This is a genomic window from Streptosporangium sandarakinum, assembly GCF_013409935.1.
GTDB classification, from domain to species: Bacteria; Actinomycetota; Actinomycetes; order Streptosporangiales; family Streptosporangiaceae; genus Streptosporangium; species Streptosporangium nondiastaticum.
Genome location: NZ_JACCCO010000002.1, coordinates 217,019 through 238,253, shown reverse-complemented (window position 1 = coordinate 238,253; position 21,235 = coordinate 217,019). Strand labels below are relative to the sequence as shown.

The window sequence follows — 21,235 nt, the reverse complement described above, 5'->3', positions numbered from 1 at the left end:
GACCAAGGATGGCACGGGCGCGCGGACCGCCTCCGCGTGGACGCCCGGCGGAGGACGGTCATGAGCGCTCACCCGATGGAGGAGATCATCTCGGCGACGAGGGCGGCGGTCCAGGCCGCGGTGTGGGCGCCGTCGGTGCACAACACCCAGCCGTGGTCCTTCACCGTCGAGGGCGACGAGATCGCCATGCGCGCCGACAGCGACCGCAGGCTGCGGATCGGCGACGCCGCCGGCCGCGAGCTGCTGATCAGCTGCGGCGCGGCCCTGATGAACGTCCGGCTCACGCTGCGCCGCCTCGGCCACGAACCCCTCGTGCGGATCCTGCCCGATCCCGACCGTCCCGCCCTGGTGGCGACCGTGCGGGTCGGCGGGACGGTCGTCCCCGACGAGCACACCGTCCGGCTGCACGCCGAGATCGAACGCCGCCGCACCCACCGCGCCGGGTTCACCGAGCTGCCCGTCCCCGAGCGCCTGGAGGAGACGCTGGCCGCCCAGGCCGCCGCCGAGGGGGCGCGGCTCACGCCGATCCGCGCCGAGGCCGCCGTCCGGGTGCTCGCCGCGCTCACCTGCGCCGCCCAGGACGTGCAGTCGCAGGACCGGCTGTTCTCCCTGGAGGTGGTCCGCTGGGCCCGGCCGCCGGGCAGCACGCGCGGCGACGGCGTCCCGGCCGGCGGCTACCCCCGCGAGCCCCGGCGGACGCGCCCGCACTTCGCCCAGCGCGACTACGCCCACGGCCACCCCTGGGGCAACGACAGCGACCAGTTCTTCGGCACCTCCACCGGCACGGTGGCCGTGCTGACCACGCGCGGCGACTCCCGCGAGGACTGGGTCACCGCCGGCCAGGCCCTGCAGCGCGTGCTGCTGCACGCCTCGGCGTACGGCCTCAGCGCCGCCTTCCACACCCAGGCGCTGGAGGCGCAACACCTGCGGGAGTTCATCCGGCAGGAGCTGCTGTCCGGCGAGTACCCGCAGATGATCATGCGCCTCGGGTTCACCTTCGACGAGAACGCCGCCACCCGGCGGCCGGTCTCCGAGGTGCTGGAGGAACGCCCGCCGCGCTGACCCGCCGGGCCCCGCCGGCTCGCGCGGCGATCACCGGCCGGCGGCCCGGGGAGCCGGGAGAACCAAGGGAACCGGGAAACCGGGGAACCGGGGGAATCAGGGAGCCCGGAGGAGCCGGGGTAACCAGGGGAATCAGGGGAACCGGAGAAACCGAGGGAACCGGGAAGCCGGGGGAACACCGTACGACCGGGCCGCGGGCCCGTGAGAGCAGGGGAGGACACCGTGATCCTGGTGGGAACCGACGGCTCGCGCGCCGCTCTGGACGCCGTGGGCTGGGCGGTCCAGGAGGCCCGCCTGCGCCGGACCGCACTGCGCATCGTGCACGTCATGCCGGCCTGGCCGCTTCAGATGGCCGAGGACGCCCCGTACGCCGACGTGGGCCGGTGGATGCGCGACGGGGCCGCCGCCACGCTGACCGACGCGCTGGGGCGAGTGGAGGAGGAGGGAGGCGGCGTCGAGACGGACACGGAGCTGCTGCCCGGCGAGCCCCGGAGCGCGCTGCTGGAGGCCGCCCGGGAGGCGGAGCTGCTGGTGGTGGGCAGCCACGGGCTGGGCGGTTTCCGGGGGATGCTGCTCGGCTCGGTCGCGCTCGGCGTGACCGGCCGCGCCCCCTGCCCGGTGGCCATCGTGCGCGACCTGCCCGCCCACTCGCGCGGCGAGGTGGTCGTCGGTGTCGACGGCTCCCCGGAAGGCGCGGCGGCCGTCGACCTCGCCTTCACCGAGGCGGCCCTGCGCGGCGCCCCGCTGCGGGCCGTCCACGCCTGGGGACGGCCCGCCGTCCCGCTCCAGGTGCGCGCGGCGGCCGGGAGCGAGCGGCGGGCACTGGCCGAGGCCCTGGCCGGCCGGGGCGAGAGCCACCCGGACGTCAAGGTCATCGAGCAGGTGGAGCAGGGCCACCCGGTCGCCGTGCTCAGGGACCTGTCCGCGCGGGCCGACCTGCTGGTCGTGGGGTCACGCGGGCGCGGCGAGCTGGGCGGCCTGCTGCTCGGCTCGGTGAGCCACTCGCTGATCCACCACGCCGCCTGCCCGCTGATCGTGGTCCCCGGCCCGCCGGAGCGCTGAGCCCGGCCCCTCCGAAGTCGTTCCGCGTCGGCTTGATAGGTTATCCGGCGGGGTGAGCCGGGAAGTCTGGTCGGCGCTTCCGTCGTCGACCCCGAAAGTGCCGGTGCATCCGATGCGCGCCCGCGACCTCGTCAGCGAGTTCCCGACCATCCCTCTCGACGCCCCGGCGGCCGACGCCGCCCGGATCGTGGCCGACCGGCACCTGCTGGCGCTGATCGTCGTCGACGCCGACGGCTCGCCCGCCGGCGTGCTGCCCGCCACCGCGGTGCTGCGCCAGGCCGTGCCGCGCTACTGCCTGGACGATCCCGCGCTGGCCCGGGTGGTGGACGAGGCGCACGCCGACGCGTTCCTGCGGTCGCTGGCCGGGCGCACCGTCCGCGACTGCATGCCGGACGACCCCCGTGAGCTGCCGGTGACCGACCCCGACGCGACCGTGCTGGAGGTGGCCGCGCTCATGGCGCGCACCTCCAGCCCGCTGGTCGCGGTCATGGACGAGGGGCGCCTGCTGGGAGCCGTCCTGCTGACCAGGCTGCTGGGCCGGGTGCTCTCGTCGTGACGGTCACCGCGTGGCTGACGGTCGCGATCTTCCTCGTCGCGTACGCGCTGATCGCCACCGAGAAGGTCAACCGCGTCGCGGCGGCGCTCGGCGGAGCCGGCATCATGCTGGTCATCCACGCCACCGACGGCCGGGCCGCGTTCTTCTCCGAGCACTCCGGGATCGACTGGAACGTCATCTTCCTGCTGCTCGGCATGATGATCATCGTCGGGGTGCTCAAACAGACGGGCGTCTTCGAGTATCTGGCGATCTGGGCCGCCAAACGGGCCAGGGGCCGCCCCTTCCGGCTCATGGTGCTGCTCCTGGTGATCACGGCGCTCGCGTCGGCGCTGCTGGACAACGTCACCACGGTCCTGCTGATCGCCCCGGTGACGTTCCTGGTGTGCGAGCGGCTCGCGCTGCCGGTCGCGCCGTTCCTCATCGCCGAGGCCATGGCGTCCAACATCGGCGGCGCCGCCACCCTGGTCGGCGACCCGCCCAACATCATCATCGCCAGCCGCGGCGGGCTGACCTTCAACGACTTCCTCGTCCACCTGGCGCCGCTGGCGGTGGTGCTGATGGTCGTGTTCATCGGCCTGTGCCGCCTGCTGTTCCGCAGGGCGTTCGTCTACGACCCCGAGCGCGCCGCGGAGATCATGCAGCTGAACGAGCGCGAGGCCATCGCCGACCGCCGGCTGCTGTGGCAGAGCCTCACGGTGCTCGTCCTGGTGCTGGCCGCCTTCGTCCTGCACCCGGTGCTGCACTACGAGCCGTCGGTGGTGGCGATCCTCGGCGCCGGGATCCTGGTGGCGGTCACCAGGGTCACCACCGAGGAGGCGATCCGCGAGGTCGAGTGGCCCACCCTGGTGTTCTTCGCCGGGCTCTTCGTCATGGTCGGCGCGCTGGTCGAGACCGGCGTCATCAAGCAGGTCTCCCAGGCCGCCGTCGAGGCCACCCAGGGCCGCCTGGGGGTGGCCACGCTGGGCCTGCTGTGGATCTCCGCCGTCATCTCGGCGATCGTGGACAACATCCCCTACGTTGCGACCATGAGCCCGATCGTCGCCGAGCTGGTGAACGCCAACGGCGGCAACGGCCCGGCGCAGGTGCTGTGGTGGGCGCTGGCCCTCGGCGCCGACCTGGGCGGCAACGCCACCGCGGTCGGCGCGGCGGCCAACGTGGTCGTCCTCGGCATCGCCGCGCGCAACCGGACGCCGATCAGCTTCTGGGAGTTCACCAAGTACGGCCTCGTCGTCACCTTCGCCACCGTCGCGGTCGCCACGCCGTACCTGTGGCTGCGCTACCTGGTGTGATCCGGAGACGGCGCGGGCCGCGGGGCCCGCGCCGTCTCCGGCCCGGCCGAACGGCCTGGCCGCGACGGTGCGGCCCGGCCGTGACGGCCGCCGCCCGGCATCGGAGGATCGCCGGGAAAACATGACATGAGATGTCCTCTTTCGGCGGCAGCATCGTCGCCATGCACAACACGCTGAAGGAAAAGGTCGCCCTGGTCGCCGGGGCGACGAGGGGGACCGGCCGGGCCATCGCGGTGGCGCTGGGCGAGGCGGGCGCCACGGTCTACTGCACCGGCCGGACCACCCGCGGGGCGCGTTCGGAGATGAACCGCCCCGAGACCATCGAGGAGACCGCCGAGCTGGTGACCCGCGCCGGCGGCCGGGGCGTCGCCCAGCGGGTCGACCACCTGGAGAGCGACCAGGTGCGCGCGCTGGCCGAGCGGATCGACCGCGAGCACGGCCGTCTCGACATCCTCGTCAACGACATCTGGGGCGGCGACATGTTCGCCAAATGGGACGTCCCGGTCTGGGAGCACCCGCTGGACGACGGGCTGCGCCTGATGCGCCTGGCGATCGACACCCACCTCATCACCAGCCACCACCTCCTGCCCCTGATGATCAGGAACCCCGGCGGCCTGCTCGTCGAGGTGACCGACGGCACCGCCGAGTACAACGCCGCCAACTACCGCCTCTCCGTCTTCTACGACCTGGCCAAGACCTCGCTGAACCGCCTGGCGTTCTCCATGGACCACGAGCTGCGCCCGCACGGCTGCGCCGCCGTCACGCTGACGCCCGGCTGGATCCGCTCGGAGGCGATGCTGGAGCACTACGGCGTCACCGAGGCCGACTGGCGCGACGCCACCGCCCGGGAGCCGCACTTCGCGATCTCCGAGTCACCGGCCTTCGCGGGCCGGGCCGTCGCCGCGCTGGCCGCCGCCGACGACCGCGCCCGCTGGTCGGGGCAGACCGTCTCCAGCGTCCGGCTCGCCCGCGCGTACGGGGTCACCGACGTCGACGGCAGCGTGCCCGACGCCTGGCGCTACATGGAGGAGGTGCAGAGCAAGGGCAAGCCGGCCGACACCACCGGCTACCGCTGACCGGCCCCATCCGGTCCGTCCTCAGCCCGGCGCGTCCTCGTCCCCGGGCCCGCCGTACAGGGCGTTCATCCGCGCGGCCGCCCCGGCCAGGAGCGCGCGCAGCTCCGGCGGATCGAGGACCTCCACCTCGGGCCCCAACCCCAGGAGCTGGCCGTAGGCGACCTCCAGCGACTCGACGGGCAGCGACACCGTGACCCGGCCCTGCCCGTCGGGCCCGGTGGCCGACGCCAGCGCCTCGTCCAGGGCCGCCGGGTCGGCGAAGACCCGCAACCGGCGGTGGCCGACGGGGCTGAGCCGTACGGTGACCCGCGTCCGCAGCAGCGAACGGGCGAACTCGGCGGCCCGCTCCTCCCAGAACGCCGCCAGGTCGAAGCCGCGGTCGCGCTCGAAGCGCCGGTCGGTGTGCGCCTCGACCCCCGAGAAGCGGTCCACCCGGTAGATCGCCGACCGCGTCGCCAGGTACCAGACCCCGGCCTTGAGCACCAGCCCGTACGGTTCCAGCGTCCGGGGCCCGCCCCGGTAGAGGCCGGTGACGGGGTGGTCGCCCCACACAGCCCTGGCCAGCGGGGCCAGCGCCTCCGGAGGAGGCCCGCCCCCGGCGAACCAGCCGGGGGCGTCGAGGTGGAAGCGCTGCGCGGCGCTCGCGGGGGCGTCGCGCGCGCCGGGCGACAACGCCGCCGCCGCCTTCAGCCGCGCCGAGGCCGCCACCTCGCCGAGCCCCATCTCCCGCAGCGCCCGTGGCACCCCGGACAGGAACAGCGCCTCCGCCTCGGCCCGGTCCAGGCCCGTCAGGCGGGTGCGGTAGCCCTCCAGCAGGCGGTAGCCGCCGCCCCGGCCGCGGTCGGCGTAGACCGGCACCCCGGCCTCGGCCAGGGCGAGCACGTCGCGGTGGACGGTCCGCTCGGAGACCTCCAGCTCACGGGCGAGCTCCGCGGCGGTCATCCCGCCGCGCGCCTGGAGCAGCAACAGCAACGACATCAGCCTGGCCGCACGCACCCGCCGACCCTAACCCGCCCGCCGTACGGCCCGGCCCCGCCCCCGAGCGCCGCGCCGCCGTACGGTCTCCGCCGTGAGCCTCCGGATCCGGGCACCGGGCCGCAGTCCCCGCCGTACGACCCGCTCACCGTGCGGCCCGGCCCGGTGCGGGCACGTTGCATGATCACGGTTTCCGCCGGTACCCTTGCGACATGCGAGACCTCGACACCCTCCAGTGGTGGCGCCGCTGCTAGGCGGCGCGTGTTTCGCATTCGCGAAGTGGACAGACGGCCGCCCGGGAAGGCGGCCTTTTCTGTTTCCGCCTCCTTCCGGGCATCGAGCGACCAAAAGGGACGAGGCTGCAAGTGGAGACCAGCGGATATACCACTGCCGGCGGCATCGGCGTCGAAGTCACGACGTCCGATGTGCCGGAGAGCATGCTGGAGGACGTCGTCACCGCTCTCGGCGAGCGCCGCGGCGGCGTGCTCTCCTCGGGGATGGAGTATCCCGGCCGCTACAGCCGGTGGCACCTGGCCTACGCGGACCCCTGCCTGGAGATCGTCGCCCGCGGGCGCAGGATCTCGGCCCGCGCCCTGAACGACCGCGGCCGGGTCGTGCTGCCCGCCGTCGCCTCGTGCATGCTGGCCGCCGGCAAGCCCACCGGCGAGCCGACCGCCGACCACGTCGAGGTCCACGTCGCAGAGTCCGAGGACATCCTCCCCGAGGAGATGCGCAGCCGCCGGCCCACCGTCTTCACCGCGATCCGCGAGATCATCGCCGCCTTCAGCGGCGAGGACGAGCACCTGGGCCTGTACGGCTCCTTCGGCTACGACCTGGCCTTCCAGTTCGAGCCGATCCGGCAGGTCCTCACCCGGGCCGACGACCAGCGCGACCTCGTGCTGCACCTGCCCGACCGGATCATGGTGGTCGACCGCAAGCGGGAGACCAGCAGGGAGTACCTCTACGAGTTCACCGTGGACGGCGTCTCCACCCGCGGCCTGGCCCGCGAGGGCGAGAGCGTCCCGCTGCCTCCCGCCCCCGCCGAGGTCCCCGCCGCCCCCGCCAAGGGCGCCTACGCCGAGGTCGTCGCCGCGGCCAAGGAGAAGTTCGTCCGCGGTGACCTGTTCGAGGTCGTCCCCGGCCAGGTCTTCCACGGGGTGTGCACCGACCCGGCCGGCTTCTACCGCACCCTGCGCAGGCGCAACCCGGCACCGTACGAGTTCCTGTTCAACCTCGGCGACGGCGAGCACCTGGTCGGCGCCTCCCCGGAGATGTACGTCCGCGTCAACGGCGACCGCGTCGAGACGTGCCCCATCTCCGGCACCATCGCCCGCGGCGGCAACCCCATCGAGGACGCCGAGGCCATCCGCACCCTCCTGAGCAGCGTCAAGGAGGAGTCGGAGCTGACCATGTGCACCGACGTCGACCGCAACGACAAGTCCCGCATCTGCGTGCCGGGCAGCGTCCAGGTCATCGGGCGGCGCCAGATCGAGATGTACTCCCGCGTGATCCACACCGTCGACCACATCGAGGGCCGCCTGCGCCCGGAGTTCGACGCCCTGGACGCCTTCCTCACCCACATGTGGGCCGTCACCGTCACCGGCGCCCCCAAGACCTGGGCGATGCAGTTCATCGAGGACCACGAGGAGACCACCCGCCGCTGGTACGGCGGAGCCGTCGGCTACATCGGCTTCGACGGCTCGATGAACACCGGCCTGACCCTGCGCACCGCGCAGATCCGCGGCGGCGTCGCCGCCGTCCGGGCGGGCGCCACCCTGCTGTTCGACTCCGACCCCGAGGCCGAGGAGCGCGAGACCGAGCTCAAGGCCAGCGCGCTGCTCGAAGCCCTGGCCGCGGTCGGCGAGGAGCGTGAGCAGGCGCCGGCCCCCGAGACCCCCAGGACGGGGGAGGGCCTGAAGGTGCTGCTCGTGGACCACGAGGACTCCTTCGTCAACACCCTCGCCGACTACTTCCGCCAGCAGGGCGCCGAGGTCGTCACGCTGCGCCACGGCTTCCCGGCCGCCATGATCGACGAGATCGCGCCGTCCCTCGTGGTGCTCTCGCCCGGCCCGGGCTGGCCCGTCGACTTCGGCCTGTCGTCGCTCATCGACGCCCTCTACGAGCGCGACCTGCCGGTGTTCGGCGTCTGCCTCGGCCTGCAGGGGATGGTCGAGCAGGCCGGCGGCACGCTGGAGCTGCTGGCCAACCCCGAGCACGGCAAGCGCGGCCAGGTCAGGAGGACCGGCGACAGCGCCCTCCTCGACGGCCTGCCCGAGGAGTTCGTCGCCGCCCGCTACCACTCGCTGCACGCCAAGCAGCCCGGCCTGGTGGGCTTCACCGCCACCGCCCTCACCCCCGACGGCGCGGTGATGGCGATCGAGGACACCGAACGGCGGCGCTTCGCCGTGCAGTTCCACCCCGAGTCGATCCTCACCGCCGAGGGTGGCGCGGGGGCCCGCATCATCTCCAACGTGCTGAGGCTCTGCCGCGCCGACGCGGCCGGCGCGCAGCGGACCCGGTAGCCGGCGCCCCGGCGGGCGCGGGCGGTACGGCCCGCGCCCGCCGGGACCCCTGGTTCCTCCGCCGCGCCCGGCCCGTGCCCGATGGTTCCCCCGAGCCCGTGACGTGCCCGGTTCCGGTCGCGGCGCACCGGCCCGTCCCCTCCGGGCGGCTCCGGCGGACGGCGCTAGGCTTGCCTGTGCCCGCGAACCGCCACCGGAAGGTCTACCGCCCATGGACGACAGTCAGCCGCGTTTCCTCGACGACGTCACCGTCGAGCTGGTCAGGCACAGCGCCTCGGACACCGACGTGCTCTGGGCCGCGCGGGTGTCGACCGCGGGGGAGCAGTCCCTGGAGGAGATCAACAAGGACCCGGAGCGGTCCAGGGGACTGATCAACTACCTCATGCGCGACAGGCACGGGAGCCCGTTCGAGCACAACTCCATGACCTTCTTCATCAGGGCGCCCATCTTCGTCTTCCGGGAGTTCCACCGCCACAGAGTGGGATGGTCGTACAACGAGGAAAGCGGGAGATACAGGGAGCTCCAGCCCGATTTCTACGTTCCGGGCCGGGAGCGCAGGCTCGTCCAGGAGGGGCGGCCGGGCAAGTACGTGTTCGTCGAGGGGACCGACGAGCAGCACAAGCTGGTGACCGAGGCGATGGAGGACTCCTACCGGCAGTCCTACGCCGCCTACCAGGAGATGCTGGAGGCCGGCGTCGCCCGCGAGGTGGCCAGGGCCGTGCTGCCGGTGGGCCTGTTCTCCTCGATGTACGCCACCTGCAACGCCCGGTCCCTGATGCACTTCCTGTCGCTGCGCACCAAGAGCGAGCAGGCCAAGGTGCCCTCGTTCCCGCAGCGGGAGATCGAGATGGTGGCCGAGAAGATGGAGGCCGTCTGGGCGGGGCTGATGCCCCTCACCCACGCCGCGTTCGTCGCCAACGGCCGCGTCGCCCCCTGACCGGCGTCTCACGGCGGCGCACGGCCCGCCGGAAGGCGCCGTCTCCGGCGGCGTGCTCCCGTGGCCGGTGCGGCGTGCTCTCGTGACCGGTGCGCCGGCTTCGGCGCACCGGCCACCCCTACCTCATCCGGTCCGCACGGCATGGGCCGCGGCGAAGGCCAGGAAGGGGGCGGCGGTCCGCGGCGGATCCTCCAGGACGGGGGAGTGCCCGAGGCCGGGCAGCACCTCGACCTCCGCGCCCGGAACCGTCAGGTAGTCGGCGGCGGACGAGGATCGCCACCTGCGGTCGTCCTCGCCGAAGATCACCAGTAGCGGCTTGCCGAGTGTTCCCTCCGCTCCTCCCTCGGCCGGGCCCGCGTAGCATGGCGCCGTGCGGAGGTTCATGCACGGCGCGGTCACGTGGGACATCGCGTGCCCGCGGCGGCCCAGCCGGGTGGCCGGCGTCACCATGGCGGGGTTCCGCGTCCGTGAGCTGGACACGCTCCGGATGGTCCCGCACCCGGCCGTGACGCTGCTTCTGGAGTTCGGCTCCGGCTCACCCGTCCTGGACCACGCCGCCGGGCGGCAGCGGGGAAGCATGGCCGCCGGGCCCGGCTTCGGGTCGGGCGGCGCGGTCCGGGCGCGGGGTGAGAACGTCGAGTGCGTGCAGGTGCGCCTGTCCCCGGTGGTCGCCCGCGCGGTCCTGGGCGTCTCTCCCGCGGACCTGGGCGGCGCCGTGGCGGCCCTCGACGACCTGTGGGGACGGGAGGCGGCGCGGATCCTTGAACGGCTGGGCGAGGTCTCCTCGTGGGAGGACCGCTTCGCGCTGACGGACGCGCTGCTCGCCCGGCGGCATGCGGCGGAGGCGTCCGTGGACCCGGAGGTGGCCTGGGCCTGGGAGCGGATCGTCGCCGGTCGCGGGATGGTCCGGATCGACGGGCTGGCGGCCGAGACCGGATGGAGCCGCAAGCGCCTGTGGTCCCGGTTCCGGTCGCAGATCGGCCTGTCGCCCAAGCGCGCCGCCAAGCTGGTCCGCTTCGACCACGCCGCCCACCGCCTGGTCGCGGGTGAGGGCACGGCCGGGGTCGCGGCGGAGGCCGGCTACGCCGACCAGTCCCACCTGCATCGGGACGTCATGGCGTTCACCGGGGCGACCCCGGCGGCCGTGGCCGGCGAGCCGTTCCTGGCGGTCGACGACATCGCGTGGCCGGGGGCTCATCCCGGCTGATCAGCCTCCCCGGAGTCCGGCCCGCCGGAGCCCGTCCGGCCGGCGTCCGCCCCGTCGGGATCCGCCTCGCCGACGCCGAAGGGCAGAGCGTCGAAGTGGACGACGACCTGGGCGGTGTCCGGCGTGTCACCGGGGCGGTCCCGGGCCCGCTTCCGGTAGATGTCCAGGACGGCGGAGACCTCACCGACCAGGTCGGCGAGTTCCTGGCGGGTGAGGCGCATGCCGCTGCTGGAGGTGACACTGGCCTCGATCCACGCCCGGGGCGTGGTCCGTGACTCCTCCAGCCAGCGGGTGAGCTCGGCCCCGCGCTGGCGGACCACCTGGGCGAGCACCATCTCGGCGGCCTGGGCCGTGTCGGGGTCGCGCCGGAAGCGGTCGCCGTCCATGGAGAAGCTGCCCGCGCGCCACCAGCGTTCCTTGCCCCTGCCGCGTCCCGGGACGTCCTCGATGAAGCCGTACCGTTCGAGCTGTCGCAGGTGGTAACTCGTCGCGCCGGTGTTCTCCCCGGTCAGGGCGGCCAGCTGGGTCGCGGTCGCCTCGCCGTGCCGCTCCAGCAGTTCCAGCAGGCGCAGCCGGGAGGGGTGCGCCAGCCCCTTGAGCGCGGCGGCGTCGATGGAACGGGTCTTGTCATCCGTCATGTGCAGCCATATCTTTGCAAAGAATCGTTTGCAAACTTCTCTTTCCACGATACCGGGAGCGCACATGACCGGACGACCCTTCCGCCGGCTGGTGGCCGCCTCCGGCCTGTCGAACGTCGCCGACGGGATCACCGTCGTCGGCGTCTCGCTGGTCGCGGTGACGCTGACCCGCTCGCCGGTCCTGGTCTCCCTGGTCAGCGCGGCGGCCACGTTGCCGTGGCTGCTGCTCGCGTTGCACGCGGGCGCCCTGGCCGACCGGCACGACCGCCGCCGGATCATGGTCGCCGCCAACACGCTGCGGGCGGCCGCGCTGGCCGGGGTGGCGCTGACCGCCTGGCTGGGGCTGCTGAGCCTGCCGGTGCTGCTGGCCGGGGCGCTGCTGACCGGCGTCGCGGAGGTCCTCGCCGACACCTCCGCGCAGTCGGTGCTGCCGATGGTCGTGCCGCGCGAGCGGCTGGGCGAGGCCAACGGCCGGCTCGTCGCGGTGCAGACCGTCGGCAACAACTTCCTCGGCGCTCCGGTCGCCGGGGTCCTGGTCGGGATCGGCGCGACGGCCACCCTCGGGACGCCCGCCCTGCTGTACGCGGCGGCGGCCCTGACGCTGCTCGGCATGCGCGGGCGGTTCCGCGTCGAGACCCCCTCCACCCGGCCGCTGCGCGCCGACATCGCCGAGGGTCTGCGCTACCTATGGGGTCACCGGGTGCTGCGGAGCCTGGCCCTCTTCTCGGGCGTGCTCAACTTCGCCAACGCCGCCTACTTCGCGGTGTTCGTGCTGTGGGTGGTCGGCGAGGAGTCCCGGGTGGGACTGACCTCCGCCGGGTACGGCGTGCTCACCGCGGCGCTGGCGGCGGGCGCGGTGGCGGGCTCGCTGGTCGCCGACCGGCTGACGCGCCGGGCCGGCCAGGTCAGGACGCTGATCGTCGCCGACCTGGTCAACGGGCTCCTGCTGTTCGTGCCGGTCCTGCTGCCCACCGTGCCCGGTATCGCCGTCACCGCGGTCCTGCTCGGGGCGACCAACGCCGTCTCCAACGTCGTCATCGTCTCGCTGCGGCAGCGGATCGTCCCCGGGGCGATGCTCGGCCGCATCAACGCCACCGCCCGCCTGATCGGGATGGGGGCCACCCCGCTGGGCGCCGCGGCGGGCGGGTTCCTCGCCGACCGGGCGGGGCTGCCCGCGGTGTTCTGCGCCGCGGCGGTGCTGTGCGTCGTCGCCGTCGCCGTGGTCTCCCGCTCCGTCACGACCGCCTCGGTCGCCGCGGCGGAGGAGGCGGCCCGTGCGGCGGAGGCGGCCCGTGCGGAGGAGATCCGGGCGGGGGAGACGGCCTGAGCGGCGGGGACGACTTCGGAGACGACCTCAGGACTCGATGATGTCCCGGTGGATGTCGGTCAGGGGGACGCCCCCGCGCCGCAGCCGCCGGACCGCGTCGCCGACCATGGCGGGCGGGCCGCAGACGTAGACCTCGTGGCCGGCCCAGGAGGGGAAGCGGTCCAGCACCTCGCCCACGGTGCCCCGCACCCCGTCGTGGCCCGGCTCGTCGGAGACGACCGGCAGCACCCGCAGCCAGGGGAACTCCGACTCCATCCGCACCAGGTCGGGCAGGTCGTACAGCTCCGCCGCGCGGCGCGCGCCGTACAGGAGGTGGATGCCGGACCGCCGCCCGGAGGCGATGACGTGCTCGATGATCGCCTTCAGCGGGGCCAGCCCGGTGCCTCCCGCGACGCACAGGACGTCGCGGCCGGAGACGGGCGGGGCCATCGACCCGGACGCCGGGCCGAGCATGAGGGTGTCGCCGGCGCGGGTGTGCCGGACCAGCGCGCCGGAGACCCACCCGCCCCGCACCGCGCGGACGTGCAGCCGTACGGTGCCGTCCGGCCGCGGGGCGTTGGCGATGGAGAAGGGCCGCCACACGCGCGGCCAGCGGGGGGTCTGCACGCTGACGTGCTGTCCCGGCAGGTACGGCAGGGGCTGGGCGGGCCTCAGGGTGAGGACGGCGACGTCCGGGGTGCGCAGCTCGTGGCCGGTGACCTCGGCCAGCCACCAGGCGGGGGAGACGCCCGCGTCGGCCTCGGCGGCCTTGATCATGAAGTCGGCGGCGACGGCGTACGCCGCCTCCCACGCCCGCTCGACCTCGGGGGTCCAGACCTCGGCGGCGAAGTGCCGTACGGTGGCCAGCAGCGCGTCGCGGACCACGGCGTAGTGCTCGGTGAGCACGCCGTACTTGCGGTGGTCGCGGCCCAGGCGGCCGAGGAACGGCGCCATGCCGTCGGGGCCGTCGATGCTCCAGACGATGCGGGTCAGCGCGCCGAACAGTCGGTCGCGCTGGGCGTCCATCGCCGGGGGGAACATGCCACGCATGTGCGGATTGACGGCGAACAGCCGCCCGTAGAAGTATGCCGCGGCCCGGTCCGCGACGGGCTCGATGACGGCGAAGCTTTCCTTGACGAGACGCGGATTCAACGACATGTGATCGGACCTCACCCCACCGACCGGATCAAAGTCCGATCACGCAGACCACCTCCATGACGGTTCCGGGTGGCGAGCGCCCGGTGACCCCGGCCCGCCGGTTCGCTCAAATTGAATTCTTGCAGTTTCCCATAGGCGTCACAACCGTTTCTCTGGAATATGGTGCGAAATCTGGCCTTCCGTAATTGCGAGGGCGTCACGGGTAATAACCTCTTGGCGGCCAGGTGTGTGGAAAATGAGGGATATTCGTAATATTTCGTATTTAATGTCGTGTCGGACCGTCCGGTCGGCCCTCGGGCCTTTTCTGGGGCATCTCCGGCAGGTGGATCGTTCCATCGCCCCGGGACGCCGCCGGCCGATGGAGTGCTCCATTCCCCCGGAGAGGACCGCCGCGGCGGGTTCGCCGTACCGGGCCGTTGAGATCTGATATGTGTGGCATAACCGAAATGGCGCGCGGCATGATAGGGATGTTGCCGAAAGACGGGACAGGTGCCGTCCGGGAACAGGGCGCCGCCTCCCGCACGGCCACTGGAGAGCCCATGCCCCGACCTCTGATCGGCATCACCTCCTACCTCGAGGCCGCCCGCTGGGGCGACTGGGTCCGCGAAGCCGTCCTGTCCCCGCCCGCCTACGCCCGGGCGGTGGAGCGGGCGGGCGGCGTCCCGGTGCTGCTCCCGTCGCTCGGCCCGGCCGTGGCCGCCGAGCACGCGCGTCACCTCTCCGGGGTGATCCTCACCGGCGGCGGCGAGCTCGACCCCACCCTGTACGGCGCGGCCCGCGACGAACGGCTCGGCGAGCCCCAGCCCCACCGCGACCGCTTCGAGCTGGCCCTGGCCCGCGCCGCCGTCCAGGCCGGCCTGCCGCTGCTGGGCGTCGCCCGGGGCATGCACGTGCTGAACGTCGCCCAGGGCGGCAGCCTGATCCCGTGGCTTCCCGACGCGGTCGACAGCCACGAGCTCCACACCGGGGGCGGGCACGTCGTCCAGGTCAGCGTGTCGAGCAGGCTGGGCGAGGCGGTGGGCGACCGCGTCGAGGCGACCGCGCCGCACCGGCAGGCGATCCGGCGGCTCGGCGCCGGCCTGACCCCCGTGGCCTGGGCCGACGACCAGATCGTCGAGGGCGTCGAGCTGCGGGACCACCCCTTCGGCGTCGGGGTCCAGTGGCACCCCGAGCGCGGCGACGACGACCGGCTCGTCGCGGCGCTGGTCGAGGCCGCGGCGCGATCCGGACCACGGTCCGAAGCCCGTCCCGGGGCGCGGGACCTGCCCGGCGCCGCCGCGCTGCCGGAGGAGGCCCGGCGATGAGGGGATACGAGGACTACGAGAAGCTGAGGATCGACTGGGCCGCCGACGGGGTGCTCCGGGTGACGATCAGCGAACCGCGCAGGCTCAACGCCGTGGACACCGTCGGCCACCGCGAGCTGGCCGGCGTCTGGCTCGACGCCGACCGCGACGACGCCGTGCGCGCGGTGCTCGTCCGGGGCGAGGGCGAGGCGTTCTCAGCCGGCGGCGACCTCGCGATGATCGAGGAGATGACCCGCGACCACGCCACGCGCATGCGCGTCTTCACCGAGGCCCGCGACATCGTCTACAACGTGATCAACTGTTCCAAGCCGATCGTCTCGGCCGTCCAGGGCCCGGCCGTGGGCGCGGGCCTGGCGGTCGCGCTGCTGGCCGACGTCTCCGTGGCGGGCCGTACGGCGCGCGTCATCGACGGCCACACCCGCCTCGGCGTGGCGGCCGGCGACCACGCCGCCATCGTCTGGCCGCTGCTGTGCGGACTGGCCAAGGCCAAGTACCACCTGCTGCTGTGCGAGCCGGTCACCGGGGAGCAGGCCGAGGCGATGGGGCTGGTCAGCCTGTGCGTGGACGACGACCAGGTGCACGAGCGGGCACTGGAGATCGCCGTACGGCTGGCCGCGGGCTCGGCCGAGGCGATCCGGCTGACGAAGTACGCGCTCAACAACTGGCTGCGCCTGGCCGGCCCCTCCTTCGACGCCTCCCTTGCCATGGAGTTCCTCGGCTTCACCGGTCCGGACGTGGCCGAGGGGGTGCGGGCCGTACGGGAGCGGCGACCGCCGGAGTTCACCTGACGGGCCGGGCGGCCCCGCCGAACCGGTCCGGGGCCGCCCGTCCGGGACATCCGGAGGCCGGGGTCAGCCGACCGGTTCGGCGCCCGCCGCGGAGCGGTGCCCGGCGTGCCGCTCGCCCAGGGCCGCCAGGCCGGGCGCGAAGATGTACCGGACCATGTTCCTGGTCACCTTGGCCTCGTCCGCCCCGCCGTCCGTCTCGAAGGCCGCCGACCACTCCACGAACGCCCGGCCGGTGTCGGTGACGGGGTGGACCCGGTAGACCGCCCGGTACTCCCGGACCGGCAGGGGGCTCTCCAGGATCTCGTAGGTCGCCGAGCGGGAGTCGTCGTCGAGGGTGAGCAGCCGCTCCCGGAAGAGCCCGCCCGCGCCCTCGATCCGGCGCACCGTGCCCGGACCGCCCTCGCCCTCCTCGAACACGCAGGAGGAGATCCCGGGCAGCCACTCGGCGAGGTTCCCGAAATCCCTCAGGTAGCTCCACACCTCGTCCGCGGAGGCGTCGATCACGGTGCTGGCGTAGGCGGGCATCGGCTGCTTCCCCTCGTCGCTGGTCTCACGCTCTTCGCCGTCGTCGGGCCCGGCGGTGATCGCCGGGCCCGAGGGGAGTCTGCCCCCCGGGACGGCTCCGCAACCGGGTCAGAAGCTCCTGGGCAGTCCCAGCACCCGGGTGGCCAGGTGGTTGAGCAGGAGCTCCTCGGTGACCGGGGCGACCTTGCCGATGCGGGCGTCGGCCAGCAGCCGCGCCACCGGGTACTCCAGCGAGTAGGCCATGCCGCCCAGCGTCTGGAAGGCCCGATCGGCGGCCTCCCACGCGGCCTGGGAGGCGGCCAGCTTGGCGATGCCGGCCTCGGTCCCGCAGGGCAGCCCGGCGTCGAACAGCCAGGCGGCCTTGTGGACCATCAGCCTGGCCAGCTCGATCTTCGCCTTGACCTGGGCGAGGGGGAAGGCGACGGCCTGGTTGGCGCCGATCGGCCGGCCGAAGACCTCCCGCTCCCCGGCGTAGCGCACCGCCACCGACAGGGCGACCTCGGCGGCGCCCAGCCCGCCGGCGGCGAGCAGGATCCGCTCGGGGTTGAGGATGTCCCACAGCACCCGCGACCCCTGGTCAACCTCGCCCACCACGTTCGCCGCGGGCACCCGCAGGCCGTCGACGAAGACCGTGTTGGAGGGGGTGGTGTTGGCGCCCATCTTCGGGATCGGCCGGTAGGACAGCGATCCGGCGGCGACCGCCTCGGGCACGTTCACCAGCAGGACCGTCAGGCCGTGGCTGCGCGGCTTCGCCTCGGCGGCCGGGACGGTCCGGGTGACCAGGAGCATCCAGGTCGCGCGCTGCACGCCGGTGATCCAGACCTTCCGGCCGTCGACCACGAACTCGTCGCCGTCGCGGCGGGCGAAGGTGGAGATGCCCAGGGAGTCGGACCCGGCGTCGGGCTCGGTGAGGGCGAAGCAGGTCTCCACCTCGCCGGTGGCCAGCTTCGGCAGCAGCTCCTCGCGCTGCCGGGGGCTGCCGTGCCGGGCCAGGGTGAGGGCGCCGAACCCGGGGGTGAGGACGTAGGTGAACGCCGAGCCGCCGGCCGCGCCGGACGCCGACAGGGCCTCGGTGGCCACGGCCAGCTCCAGCAGGCCCTGGCCGCCCCCGCCGTACTCCTCCGGTACGGCCAGGCCGAGCCAGCCGCCCCGGGCCAGGTCGTCCCAGACCTCCTGCGGCCAGCGTTTCTCGGACTCGCAGCGCTGCCAGTAGCCGAGGTCGTAGCGGGCGCAGACGTCGGTGACGCCGCGCTGGACGGCGAGCGCGCTCTCGGGAAGGGTGAAGTCCACGGGCGATCAACTCCATTCCGGTCGCGCGATCTTAGAACGAAGTTCTGTTCCCGATCCAGTGTCACGCGCCCGCCGCCCGTCTCCTTGGAGCCCGTCTCCACCGCCTCGGAGCCCGTGCCCGCCGCCCGCCCTCCGGGCCGCCCGCCGCCGTACGGACTCAGCCGGGACGGCCCGCCTCGGCGGCGGGGCGCGGCCGGCGCGCGTGGTAGACGAAGGCCGGCGGCAGGTTGCCCCACACGGTCCGGCCCGTCACGACCTCCTCGAAGGCGTTCGACAGGCGCCGCCGGAAGCGCCGGGCGGGCGGCAGATGGCGGGCGAAACCGTAGGCGAAGGTGGTGAAGGCCGCGTCGGGCCCCATGACCGCGCGGACCGCGCCCAGCAGCCCCACCTGGACATCGTCGGGGAACGCCGCCCACGGCAGGCCGCTCACCACCACGTCGGCGCCGGCCAGCCCGCGCTCCCGCAGCAGGAAGGGCAGCCGCGCCGCGTCGGCGGCGACGACGTCCACCCGGGGATGCCGGGCGGCGAGGAGCCCGGCCATCCGGGGGTTGATCTCCACGGCCAGGTGGTGCCCCCGGCCGCCGAGCCGCCGCTGGATCTCCGCCGTGAACACGCCCGTGCCCGCGCCGAGTTCCACCACCACCGGGTCGCCCCGGCGGGGGATCGGCGCGGTCACCGCCTCGGCGAGCCGGCGCGAGCTGGGGGCCACCGCCCCGACGGTCGCCGGGGAGCGCATCCACTGCCTGAGGAAGAGTGCGGCGTCACTGCTCATGCAGTGCACCATAGGTGTTGTGAGCTGGGAAATCGCCCCATCGGGCGGCCGGACCCGGCGGCCACTTGGAGGAGGCGGCCGTCCTTCCGGAGGATGAACCTCCCCTCCTTGGGGCCTATACCGTGCTGTGTATGCGACTGCGTGGCGTGCCACATGAGATTCCGTGACCCGTCCGCGGCCCCGCCGTCCCGCGGCCCGGCGCCAGGCGGGGGGCGCCGCGGCTGGGCCGTGGACGTCTGCCTGGCCGCCGCGGCGGTCGCCCTGGACCGGCTCATCTCGGGCGGCACGTATTCCGGCGGTACCGTCCCGGCGCTGATCACCTGGGGGTTCGCCCTGCTGGCCGGGGCGCCCATGGGGTTCGTCCGGCGGTTCCCCCTGACGGTCTGCGCCCTCCTGGCGGCCGTCCTCGTCGTGTGCGACCAGGTCGGCGCCTACACCGCCAACACCGCGCAGATCCTGCTGTCCGTCGCGGCGGGCGTGGCCGCCCACCGCGGCGACCGGCGCCGCGCCGCGGCCGCCGCGGTCCTGACGGCGGCCGCCACCGCGGTCAACGTGGCCGACCCCGGGATCGCCCTCACCACCGCCTCCTGGTACGTCCCGGCCGTGGCGGGCGTCATCCCGGTGGCGGTCGGCCGCTACCTGCGCCACCCCATCGAGCCGATGGCGCTGGTGGAGCGGCGTCCCGGCCTCGACCTGCTGCTCGCGGGCGGCGGGGTGGCCTTCATGGTGCTCGACACCTGGACCAAGTGGCACGACGGGCCGCTGCCGGTGTGGGGGGCGGGCTGGTTCACCATCTGCTGCGGCCTCACCGCCGGGCTGGCGCGCACCCTGCCCGGCACGGCCTTCGCCGTACAGGCGCTGCTGGTGCTGATGGCCGACCGCACCGCCGGCTTCGCCGTCGGACCGATGCAGGGCCTGTTCCTCGTCACGCTGGGCGTGTTCGCGATGCGGGCCTCCTGGTCGTGGACGGGCGTCGCCTACGTGACCGCCTCCATCGTCACGGCGCTGAGCTTCGTGGGCGACGAACTGTCCCGGATCACCCCGCCCAGGGTGATCGCGCTGCTGGCGATGGTCGCCGCGCCGGTCGCCATCGGCCGCTACGTCGGCATCCGCCGGGCCACGACCGAGCTGCGGCTGGCGATGGCCGAGGAGGCCAGGCTGCTCACCGCCGAACGGGCCCGGGCCGACCTGCTGGCCGAGCGCGAGCGCATCGCCCGCGACGTCCACGACATCGTGGCCCACCACGTCGGGGCCATGGTGCTGCGGGCCGGAGCCGCCCAGTACGCCGCGCCGTCGGGCCCGGTGGCCGAAGCGCTGGCCGACATCCGCGCCACCGGCCACCAGGTTCTGGAGGACCTGCGCGGCCTGCTCAGCGTGGTGCGCGACCCGGACCTCGGCCACCCCCCGCTGCTCGACCCCGAGGACGTCGTGCGCGAGGCGGTGGAGCGGATGAACGCGGCCGGGTTGCGGGCGGAACTGCGCCTCGACCCCGAGGTGGGGCGGCTGCCCCTGGTGAGCCGGGCCTCGGCGGCCCGGATCGTCCAGGAGGGGCTGACCAACGTCCTCAAGCACGCCGGCCCCGGCACCTCCGTCGCCGTCGAGCTCGCCGTGACCGGCGACGGGCTCACGGTGGACGTGGTCAACGGTGCGCCCCCGGACTCCCGCGACGGCGCTCTCACGGCCTCCTCCGACGGCGCGCCCCCGCCCCCCCCGGCGCATCCGGATGCGCCGGAGCCACGGGAGATCCCGGAGGCCACGGAGTCCGGGGCCCGGGGGCTCCGCGACGCCCTGCCCGGCGCCGGGCAGGGCGTCGCGGGGATGCGCGAGCGGGCCAGGGCGCTGGGCGGGCGGCTGTCCGCCGGCCCCGACGGGGCGGGAGGATGGCGTCTGGCGGTGACGCTCCCCGCCGACCCCGCGGACCCGGCGGCTCTGGAGGGACGGACCGGCCGGCCGGGATGGACGGGCTGGAACAGGGTGTGCCATGAGGAGCGGACGGTCCCGGAGGAGGCAACGTGATCAGGGTGGTCGTCGCCGACGACCAGGCGCTCGTGCGCGCCGGCGTGCGGATGCTGCTGGAGGCGGCCGGTGACATGGAGGTCTGCGGGGAGGCGGTGGACGGCGCGCAGGCCGTACGGCTGGCCGAGGGGCTGCGCCCCGACGTGATGCTGATGGACCTGCGCATGCCCCGGATGGACGGCCTGGAGGCCACCCGGCGCGTCCTCGCGGCCTGGCCCGCGGCGCGGATCGTGATCCTCACCACGTTCGCCGAGGACGAGAACGTCTACGCCGCGCTGCGCGCCGGGGCGATCGGCTTCCTGGTCAAGGACGACGAGCCCGGCCGGATGGTCGACGCGGTGCGCCGGGCGGCCACCGGCGAGCCGCTGCTCGCCCCCTCGGTGCTGCGCCGCGTCGTGGAGCGGGCGCTGGCCGCGGAGGAGCAGGCCGCCGCGCACGTCCCGGCCGGGCTGACCGACCGGGAGCTGGAGGTGCTGGCGCTGGTCGGGGCGGGCCTGTCCAACGCCGAGATCGCCGAGGCGCTGCACGTGGGCGTCACCACGGTCAAAAGCCACGTCTCCACCGCCATGGACAAGCTGGGCGTGCGCAACCGCACCCAGGCCGCGGTGGTCGCGCACCGGATCGGGCTGGTCGACGCCGGCTTCCGTCCGGTCGGGTATCCGCCCCGGGGCGGATCGGCGCATCCGCCCCGGGGGTGACGACGCGGCGGCCCCTGCTCCGCCACGATGTGTCACGAATCGTTCATCCGAGGA

At 74.1% G+C, this 21,235-nt stretch carries 20 protein-coding genes; 13 read left to right on the top strand and 7 right to left on the bottom strand.

Going from position 1 to position 21,235, the window contains the following annotated elements; genetic code table 11:
* Positions 1–60: 60 nt before the first annotated feature.
* From HDA43_RS19780 to HDA43_RS19760, 5 genes are all read left to right on the top strand, one after another.
* Entirely contained in the window at positions 61–1,062 is a 1,002-nt protein-coding gene (locus tag HDA43_RS19780; RefSeq protein WP_179823861.1) for an Acg family FMN-binding oxidoreductase, read from the top strand.
* Positions 1,063–1,284: 222 nt separating this feature from the next.
* A complete protein-coding gene (locus tag HDA43_RS19775; RefSeq protein ID WP_179823859.1) occupies positions 1,285–2,124 on the top strand; it encodes a universal stress protein in 840 nt (279 codons plus the stop codon).
* 112 nt (positions 2,125–2,236) lie between these two features.
* The gene (locus tag HDA43_RS19770; RefSeq protein WP_179823857.1) at positions 2,237–2,680 is read left to right on the top strand and encodes a CBS domain-containing protein; all 444 of its coding nucleotides are present in this window, start codon (positions 2,237–2,239) and stop codon (positions 2,678–2,680) included.
* On the top strand, positions 2,677–3,969 hold the full coding sequence (locus HDA43_RS19765) for an ArsB/NhaD family transporter (RefSeq protein WP_179823843.1): 1,293 nt from the start codon (positions 2,677–2,679) through the stop codon (positions 3,967–3,969). Before HDA43_RS19770 ends, HDA43_RS19765 begins: the two co-directional genes overlap by 4 nt.
* A 131-nt stretch (positions 3,970–4,100) precedes the next feature.
* Positions 4,101–5,045 (top strand): SDR family oxidoreductase, encoded by a 945-nt coding sequence (locus HDA43_RS19760; RefSeq protein ID WP_376770515.1) that lies wholly within the window; start codon positions 4,101–4,103, stop codon positions 5,043–5,045.
* 21 nt (positions 5,046–5,066) lie between these two features.
* On the opposite strand, the gene HDA43_RS19755 is transcribed toward HDA43_RS19760, so the two are convergent.
* On the bottom strand, positions 5,067–6,041 hold the full coding sequence (locus HDA43_RS19755) for a helix-turn-helix transcriptional regulator (RefSeq protein WP_179823841.1): 975 nt from the start codon (positions 6,039–6,041) through the stop codon (positions 5,067–5,069).
* A 344-nt stretch (positions 6,042–6,385) separates the two neighbouring features.
* Between HDA43_RS19755 and HDA43_RS19750 the strand changes: the two genes are divergently transcribed.
* Both HDA43_RS19750 and thyX read left to right on the top strand, forming a co-directional pair.
* Positions 6,386–8,542, top strand: a complete 2,157-nt coding sequence (locus tag HDA43_RS19750) for an anthranilate synthase component I (protein ID WP_179823839.1) — start codon at positions 6,386–6,388, stop codon at positions 8,540–8,542.
* A gap of 211 nt (positions 8,543–8,753) precedes the next feature.
* Entirely contained in the window at positions 8,754–9,479 is a 726-nt protein-coding gene (gene thyX, locus HDA43_RS19745; RefSeq protein WP_179823837.1) for an FAD-dependent thymidylate synthase, read from the top strand.
* Positions 9,480–9,602: 123 nt separating this feature from the next.
* Here thyX and HDA43_RS19740 read toward each other — a convergent pair whose 3' ends face one another.
* Positions 9,603–9,785, bottom strand: a complete 183-nt coding sequence (locus HDA43_RS19740) for a hypothetical protein (protein WP_218912325.1) — start codon at positions 9,783–9,785, stop codon at positions 9,603–9,605.
* Between the two features lie 64 nt (positions 9,786–9,849).
* On the opposite strand from HDA43_RS19740, the gene HDA43_RS19735 reads away from it, so the two are divergent.
* Positions 9,850–10,686, top strand: coding sequence for a helix-turn-helix domain-containing protein (locus tag HDA43_RS19735; protein WP_312873447.1), 837 nt, complete (start codon positions 9,850–9,852; stop codon positions 10,684–10,686).
* On the opposite strand, the gene HDA43_RS19730 is transcribed toward HDA43_RS19735, so the two are convergent.
* Positions 10,674–11,324, bottom strand: coding sequence for a helix-turn-helix domain-containing protein (locus HDA43_RS19730; RefSeq protein ID WP_179823835.1), 651 nt, complete (start codon positions 11,322–11,324; stop codon positions 10,674–10,676). The genes HDA43_RS19735 and HDA43_RS19730 overlap by 13 nt on opposite strands.
* A 64-nt stretch (positions 11,325–11,388) precedes the next feature.
* Between HDA43_RS19730 and HDA43_RS19725 the strand changes: the two genes are divergently transcribed.
* Positions 11,389–12,651: an MFS transporter gene (locus HDA43_RS19725; protein ID WP_246424463.1), complete on the top strand. Its 1,263-nt coding sequence runs from the start codon at positions 11,389–11,391 to the stop codon at positions 12,649–12,651.
* A 27-nt stretch (positions 12,652–12,678) separates the two neighbouring features.
* Here the strand turns inward: HDA43_RS19725 and HDA43_RS19720 are convergent, their stop codons facing one another.
* Positions 12,679–13,788, bottom strand: a complete 1,110-nt coding sequence (locus HDA43_RS19720) for a globin domain-containing protein (RefSeq protein ID WP_179823833.1) — start codon at positions 13,786–13,788, stop codon at positions 12,679–12,681.
* Positions 13,789–14,327: 539 nt separating this feature from the next.
* Here HDA43_RS19720 and HDA43_RS19715 point away from each other — a divergent pair.
* Positions 14,328–15,092, top strand: coding sequence for a gamma-glutamyl-gamma-aminobutyrate hydrolase family protein (locus HDA43_RS19715; protein ID WP_179823830.1), 765 nt, complete (start codon positions 14,328–14,330; stop codon positions 15,090–15,092).
* On the top strand, positions 15,089–15,880 hold the full coding sequence (locus tag HDA43_RS19710) for an enoyl-CoA hydratase/isomerase family protein (RefSeq protein ID WP_179823828.1): 792 nt from the start codon (positions 15,089–15,091) through the stop codon (positions 15,878–15,880). Before HDA43_RS19715 ends, HDA43_RS19710 begins: the two co-directional genes overlap by 4 nt.
* Positions 15,881–15,943: 63 nt before the next feature.
* Here HDA43_RS19710 and HDA43_RS19705 read toward each other — a convergent pair whose 3' ends face one another.
* The 3 genes from HDA43_RS19705 to HDA43_RS19695 form a co-directional block, all read right to left on the bottom strand.
* Complete coding sequence (locus HDA43_RS19705; protein WP_179823826.1) at positions 15,944–16,405, bottom strand: SRPBCC family protein; 462 nt, start codon at positions 16,403–16,405, stop codon at positions 15,944–15,946.
* A gap of 108 nt (positions 16,406–16,513) precedes the next feature.
* On the bottom strand, positions 16,514–17,695 hold the full coding sequence (locus HDA43_RS36455; RefSeq protein WP_179823824.1) for an acyl-CoA dehydrogenase family protein: 1,182 nt from the start codon (positions 17,693–17,695) through the stop codon (positions 16,514–16,516).
* A 157-nt stretch (positions 17,696–17,852) separates the two neighbouring features.
* On the bottom strand, positions 17,853–18,467 hold the full coding sequence (locus HDA43_RS19695; protein WP_179823822.1) for a class I SAM-dependent methyltransferase: 615 nt from the start codon (positions 18,465–18,467) through the stop codon (positions 17,853–17,855).
* Positions 18,468–18,620: 153 nt separating this feature from the next.
* On the opposite strand from HDA43_RS19695, the gene HDA43_RS19690 reads away from it, so the two are divergent.
* A complete protein-coding gene (locus HDA43_RS19690; protein ID WP_246424462.1) occupies positions 18,621–20,483 on the top strand; it encodes a sensor histidine kinase in 1,863 nt (620 codons plus the stop codon).
* Entirely contained in the window at positions 20,480–21,181 is a 702-nt protein-coding gene (locus HDA43_RS19685; protein ID WP_179823820.1) for a response regulator, read from the top strand. Before HDA43_RS19690 ends, HDA43_RS19685 begins: the two co-directional genes overlap by 4 nt.
* Positions 21,182–21,235: the final 54 nt, after the last annotated feature.

Coding starts and splice junctions, on each gene's coding strand:
- HDA43_RS19725 (WP_246424463.1), top strand. CDS start 11,389: ATGACCGGACGACCCTTCCGCCGGCTGGTGGCCGCCTCCGGCCTGTCG.
- HDA43_RS19780 (WP_179823861.1), top strand. CDS start 61: ATGAGCGCTCACCCGATGGAGGAGATCATCTCGGCGACGAGGGCGGCG.
- HDA43_RS19730 (WP_179823835.1), bottom strand. CDS start 11,324: ATGACGGATGACAAGACCCGTTCCATCGACGCCGCCGCGCTCAAGGGG.
- HDA43_RS19690 (WP_246424462.1), top strand. CDS start 18,621: ATGAGATTCCGTGACCCGTCCGCGGCCCCGCCGTCCCGCGGCCCGGCG.
- HDA43_RS19720 (WP_179823833.1), bottom strand. CDS start 13,788: ATGTCGTTGAATCCGCGTCTCGTCAAGGAAAGCTTCGCCGTCATCGAG.
- HDA43_RS19715 (WP_179823830.1), top strand. CDS start 14,328: ATGCCCCGACCTCTGATCGGCATCACCTCCTACCTCGAGGCCGCCCGC.
- HDA43_RS19770 (WP_179823857.1), top strand. CDS start 2,237: ATGCGCGCCCGCGACCTCGTCAGCGAGTTCCCGACCATCCCTCTCGAC.
- HDA43_RS19705 (WP_179823826.1), bottom strand. CDS start 16,405: ATGCCCGCCTACGCCAGCACCGTGATCGACGCCTCCGCGGACGAGGTG.
- thyX (WP_179823837.1), top strand. CDS start 8,754: ATGGACGACAGTCAGCCGCGTTTCCTCGACGACGTCACCGTCGAGCTG.
- HDA43_RS19760 (WP_376770515.1), top strand. CDS start 4,101: ATGTCCTCTTTCGGCGGCAGCATCGTCGCCATGCACAACACGCTGAAG.
- HDA43_RS19710 (WP_179823828.1), top strand. CDS start 15,089: ATGAGGGGATACGAGGACTACGAGAAGCTGAGGATCGACTGGGCCGCC.
- HDA43_RS19695 (WP_179823822.1), bottom strand. CDS start 18,467: ATGAGCAGTGACGCCGCACTCTTCCTCAGGCAGTGGATGCGCTCCCCG.